The sequence below is a fragment of the Mycobacterium sp. genome (assembly GCF_046095365.1).
Classification (GTDB): Bacteria; Actinomycetota; Actinomycetes; order Mycobacteriales; family Mycobacteriaceae; genus Mycobacterium.
On sequence record NZ_JBJTJF010000183.1, the window covers coordinates 1 to 5,351 of the forward strand.

A 5,351-nucleotide genomic window follows, 5' to 3' on the forward strand; every position below is an offset into this window, starting at 1 on the left:
TTCCAGACCATGGTCGCCGAACTCACCGGGCTGGACATCGCCAACGCCTCGATGCTCGACGAGGGCACCGCCGCGGCCGAGGCGATGACCCTGATGCACCGGGCCTGCCGGGGGGCCTGCAACCGGCTGGCCGTCGACGCCGACCTGTTCGGCGCCACCGCCGCGATCCTGGCGACCCGGGCCGAGCCGCTGGGCATCGAGGTCGTGACCGCCGACCTGCGTGGCGGGCTGCCCGAGGGTGACTTCTTCGGGGTGATCGCCCAGCAACCCGGGTCCAGCGGCCGGGTCACCGACTGGTCGAAACTGGTGGAGCAGGCACACGAACGCGGCGCACCGGCGGCCATACCTTGGGCCGCGATCCCCGGCCCAGTGGGTAGGCGGCCTGCTCGCGGGTGTACGGATGGTCCCAATGTTCGGTCACGAGGCACTCGGCGGTGTGCGGGGCGTTGCGCAGCGGGTTGTCCTCGGCCGGCCACTGACCGGAACCCACTTTGTCGATCTCGGCGCGGATGGCGATCATCGCCTCGCAGAAGGCGTCCACCTCGGCGAGGCTCTCGCTCTCGGTGGGCTCGACCATCAGTGTGCCGGCCACCGGGAAGCTCATGGTCGGCGCGTGGAATCCGTAGTCGGCCAGGCGTTTCGCCACATCGTCGACAGTGACGCCGGTGGCTTTGGAGATGGGCCGCAGATCCAGGATGCACTCATGGGCCACCATGCCGTTCTCCCCGGTGTAGAGAACCGGGTAGTACTCGTCGAGGCGGCGGGCGATGTAGTTCGCCGAGGCGATCGCAGCCAGCGAGGCCTTGCGCAGACCCGCCGCGCCCATCATCCGGATGTAGGCCCAGGTGATCGGCAGGATGGACGCCGACCCGTACGGCGCGGCCGACACCGTGGCCCCGCCGGGCAGTTCCGGCGCCAGCGGGTGGCCGGGCAGATACGGCGCGAGGTGGGCGCGCACCGCCACCGGGCCCACCCCCGGGCCGCCCCCGCCGTGCGGGATGCAGAACGTCTTGTGCAGGTTGAGGTGGCTGACGTCACCGCCGAACCTCCCCGGCCGCGCCAGTCCGACAAGCGCATTCAGGTTGGCGCCATCGACGTACACCTGACCGCCGGCATCGTGGACGGCCGCGCAGATCTCGGCGATATCGTGCTCGTAGACGCCGTGGGTGGACGGGTAGGTGATCATCAGCGCGGCAAGGTCTCCGGCGTGCTCGGCGACCTTCGCCCGCAGCTCGTCGAGGTCGACATCTCCGTTCTCCCGGCACCCCACCACCACCACCCGCATACCCACCATGGCGGCCGAGGCGGCGTTGGTGCCGTGCGCACTCGAGGGGATCAGGCAGACGTCGCGGTGGCTCTCTCCGCGTTCGGCGTGGTAGGCGCGGATCGCCAGCAGCCCGGCGTACTCGCCCTGCGACCCGGCATTGGGCTGCAGCGAGATCGAGTCGTAGCCGGTGATCCCGGTCAGCCAGAGGTTCAGGTCGGCGATCAGCCGGCGCAGGCCGGCGGCGTCGTCGGCCGGGGCGAAGGGGTGCTGGCGGCCGAACTCCGGCCAGGTGACGGCCTCCATCTCGGCGGCGGCGTTGAGTTTCATGGTGCACGAGCCCAGCGGGATCATGGTCCGGTCCAGCGCCAGGTCCTTGTCGGCCAGCGAACGCAGGTAGCGCATCATCGCGGTCTCGGTCCGGTAGGAACTGAAGGCCGGGTGCGTGAGGAATTCACCTGTGCGGTCGGCGATTTCAGGCCCGCTGTAGGTGCCAGCCGGTGCGGCTCCGAATGCCTCGAGGACCCGCGCGACGTGCTCCTCGGTGGTCGCCTCGTCACAGGACACCGAGATCAGGTCCTCGCCGACGCGCCAGACGTTGATTCCGCGCTCGCGGGCCGCGGCCTGGATCTCACCCGCCCGTCCGGGTACATGGGCCTGCACGGTGTCGAAGAAGCTGTCATGCACCACCTCCACGCCGGCCGCGTTCAGACCCGCGGCCAGCACGCGGGCATGAGCGTGCACGCGACGGGCGATTGCGCGCAGTCCGTCGGCGCCGTGATAGGCGGCGTACATCGCCGCCATGACGGCCAGCAGCACCTGGGCGGTGCAGATGTTCGAGGTCGCCTTGTCCCGCCGGATGTGCTGCTCACGGGTCTGCAGCGACAACCGGTAGGCCGGCGAGCCGTCTGCGTCCTGGGAAACCCCGACCAGGCGACCGGGCAGCTGGCGGGCGTGGCTGGTGTGCACCGCCAGGTAGCCGGCGTGCGGGCCGCCGAAGCCCATCGGCACCCCGAACCGCTGGGCGCTGCCGTAGGCGACGTCGGCGCCGATCTCTCCCGGCGGGGTGATCAGGGTCAGCGCCAGCAGGTCCGCACCGATTGCCACCAGGGCACCGCGTTCGTGGGCCTGCTCAACCAGTTTCGACCAGTCGGTGACCCGGCCGCCGGCACCGGGCTGCTGGGCGATCACGCCAAAGAAGTCGCCCTCGGGCAGCCCGTCGCGCAGATCGGCGGTCACGACCTCGATGCCCAGCGGCTCGGCCCGCGTCGCGAGGATGGCGGCGGTGGCGTCGAACAGGTCGGCATCGACGGCCAGCCGGTTGCAGGCCCCTCGACACGCCCGGTGCATGAGTGTCATCGCCTCGGCCGCCGCGGTGCCCTCGTCGAGCATCGAGGCGTTGGCGATGTCCAGCCCGGTGAGCTCGGCGACCATGGTCTGGAAGTTCAGCAGCGCCTCCAGCCGGCCCTGGCTGATCTCCGGCTGATACGGCGTGTACGCGGTGTACCAGGCCGGGTTCTCCAGGATGTTGCGCAGCAGCACCGGCGGGGTCAGCGTGTCGTAGTAGCCCTGGCCGATCATCGACACGGACACCGTGTTGGCCTCGGCCATCGCCCGCAGTTCGGCCAGCGCCTGGTGCTCGCCGGCCGGAGGCGGCAGGGTCTGCAGACCCGGAGCCACGCCTCCTTCTGCCAGCCGGTCGAGGATGCCGGCCGGCAGTGCCTTGGTGGCCAGTTCGTCAAGGGACGCCACGCCGATGACAGCGAGCATGGTGTCAAGGTCGGCGGCGTCAGGACCGATGTGGCGGGCGGAGAAATCGGTGGGGTCGGACAACTTCTGACACTCCTGACTCAGGCGGACGTATCCGTTCGGACGTCCTCTCCCTCTGTCGTCGGTGCCTGAGAGATTCAGCGCAAGGCGCCTTTCCCCATGGGCGGGCGGCGCGACCGGGAGGCCGGCCACCACTTTCCAGAGGCATCGCGTCCGCGCGCGGTCCGGGGGCCTGAGAGGTTGACGGAGAGGTGTTGCTCCTTCGGCGTCCGCGGCTGGCTGCCGCGGAACTCTCCCGCGCGAGGTCGATGCTGCTCCAGTCTAGCCGCTGGCTCCCCGGATGGCCGAACAGACGCGAACGGACCCCCAGGATGCTGGGATCGGCGAGCGTGTTGTGTCCCGGATCAACCGATCTTGCGGTCGCGGTTCTTCCGGCGGGAGGCCAGCTCGTCCTCGGGCGCGGCGATCGACTCGCCGCCGTCGGCGCGTTCACCCGGGAAGTCGGCAATGGCGCCGGTCAGCTCCCGCATGGCGCCGCTGACCGCGATCCCGAACACGCCCTGACCGCCCTGCAGCAGGTCGACCACCTCCTCGGCGGAGGTGCATTCGTAAACCGTGGTCCCATCCGAGAACAGTGTGATGTTGGCCAGGTCCTGCACCCCGCGCTGGCGCAGGTGATCGACGGCGACCCGGATGTTGTGCAGCGAAATACCGGTGTCCAGAAGTCTTTTGACGATCTTGAGGACCAGGATGTCCTTGAAGGAGTACAGCCGCTGGCTGCCGGAGCCGGCGGCGCCGCGGATCGATGGGACGACCAGCGAGGTGCGGGCCCAGTAATCCAGCTGGCGGTAGGTGATTCCGGCGATCTGGCAGGCGCTGGGACCGCGATAGCCGACCAGTTCGTCGGGAACCGAGTCGTCGGGGAACAGACCACCCTGCACGGGCGCACTCACGGCGGCCACCGCCGGTGCGGGGTCTTCGAAGCGGGCGGTGGGGGCAGCGAAATCGAACTGCTCCTGACGTGGCTCGTCGCCCACGATGGTTTCCTCTCGCCGTTCCAGCCAGCCGCGCCCGCGCCTCAAGTGGTTCGAGCATACGCCTGCCGACGCGCGGTTGTGGCGTCGGCCACAACGCTCGGTCGCCCCTGAAGTATGGCGGCGTGCGGCCGGTCGCCCCGGCATCCGGTTGGCGTGTCGGCACAGACAAAACAGAGATGAGACGGATCCGTGATCTGACCAGCGGAAGCGTTGCTCAGGTGGCCTTGAAGTCGTCCGGGGAGATGGTGTCGAGGAACTCCTTGAACTTCTCGACTTCGTCCTCCCGGACCGCCCCGGCGGCCTCCTCGTCGCCCTCGTCGGGAATCAGCAGGCCGGCCTCGTCGAGAACCGCCTCCTCGACGAAGATCGGCACACCCATCCGCAGCGCGATCGCCACCGAGTCCGACGGCCGTGCCGACACCCGCACGTCACGTTCGAAGATGAGGTCGGCGTAGAAGGTGCCTTCCTGCAGATCGACGATGCGGACTTCTTTGAGCGAGTGACCAAGCGCGGCAATGACATCCCGGAAAAGGTCGTGGGTCAGCGGGCGGGGCGGCTCGACACCCTGCTGCTCGAGGATGATCGCGTTCGCCTCGTTCGGCCCGATCCAGATCGGCAGGTAGCGATCACCGTCAGACTCCCGCAACAGAAGAACCGGCTGATTGGCGGGCGGTTCGATGCGAATCCCGACCACCCGAACCTCGGCCATACCCGGACCTCCAGTCACTGGAAAGCAGTCAGGACGAAGTCTAGTCCTCAGCGATCCAGTACGTCGCGCACTGCCGACTTGATCAGGCCGGTGTGCAGCGTGATGGCCAAGGCGGCTACCTCGCGGGCCAGGTCGTCGGCCCGGTCCCGGGCGCCGCTCCGGCCGGCCTTGCCCACCGGGCCGGCGATCTGGGCGATCAGATCCGATTGCCGGTCGGCCGCCGAACGGAATGCCCGCTGGTGCGGGGGCTCCACGCCGTACTCGCCGAGCGCGGCCGCGCACTGCGCGATGGTCACGGCATGCTCGTCGAAGAATCCGCCCGGGCCGGTGGTGATGACGCCCGCCCGGCACAGAGCGGTGATCAGCGCGCTCGGCACGCCCGAGCGCTCCAGTAGGTCCTCCCTGCTCAACCGGACCGGCGTCGGTGTGCCGGCCGGCGCGCCGCCGGGACCCCGGTCCGGGCCGACGGGAACCAGTCGCGGCGCGCGATGGGCCGATACCGGTTCGGGCAGATGGCCGTGGGGATGCGCGTCGAGTTGGCAGTTGATGACGTTCAGAGGCAGGTGCTGGT

4 protein-coding genes, 1 pseudogene and 2 riboswitches are annotated in these 5,351 nt (G+C 69.5%); of the genes and pseudogenes, 1 reads left to right on the forward strand and 4 read right to left on the reverse strand.

Features of this window, described 5'->3' with window-relative positions:
* Positions 1–51 precede the first annotated feature (51 nt).
* Positions 52–282, forward strand: a pseudogene (locus tag ACKOQ4_RS13860) (hypothetical protein); the annotation flags it as partial.
* 4 nt (positions 283–286) lie between these two features.
* Here the strand turns inward: ACKOQ4_RS13860 and gcvP are convergent.
* The 4 genes from gcvP to ACKOQ4_RS13880 form a co-directional block, all read right to left on the reverse strand.
* Positions 287–3,034 carry an aminomethyl-transferring glycine dehydrogenase gene (gene gcvP / locus ACKOQ4_RS13865; protein ID WP_526292790.1) on the reverse strand — a complete coding sequence of 916 codons (2,748 nt, stop codon included), beginning with the start codon at positions 3,032–3,034 and terminating at the stop codon, positions 287–289.
* A gap of 105 nt (positions 3,035–3,139) precedes the next feature.
* A riboswitch (glycine riboswitch) is annotated at positions 3,140–3,244 on the reverse strand.
* Positions 3,245–3,342, reverse strand: a riboswitch (glycine riboswitch). It lies immediately after the preceding riboswitch.
* A 96-nt stretch (positions 3,343–3,438) separates the two neighbouring features.
* A complete protein-coding gene (locus ACKOQ4_RS13870) occupies positions 3,439–4,071 on the reverse strand; it encodes a MerR family transcriptional regulator (protein WP_526292784.1) in 633 nt (210 codons plus the stop codon).
* A 214-nt stretch (positions 4,072–4,285) separates the two neighbouring features.
* Positions 4,286–4,780 (reverse strand): bifunctional nuclease family protein, encoded by a 495-nt coding sequence (locus ACKOQ4_RS13875; protein WP_526292786.1) that lies wholly within the window; start codon positions 4,778–4,780, stop codon positions 4,286–4,288.
* 47 nt (positions 4,781–4,827) lie between these two features.
* A partial coding sequence (locus ACKOQ4_RS13880; protein ID WP_526292788.1) for a transcriptional regulator FtsR occupies positions 4,828–5,351 on the reverse strand: 524 nt, incomplete at its 5' end.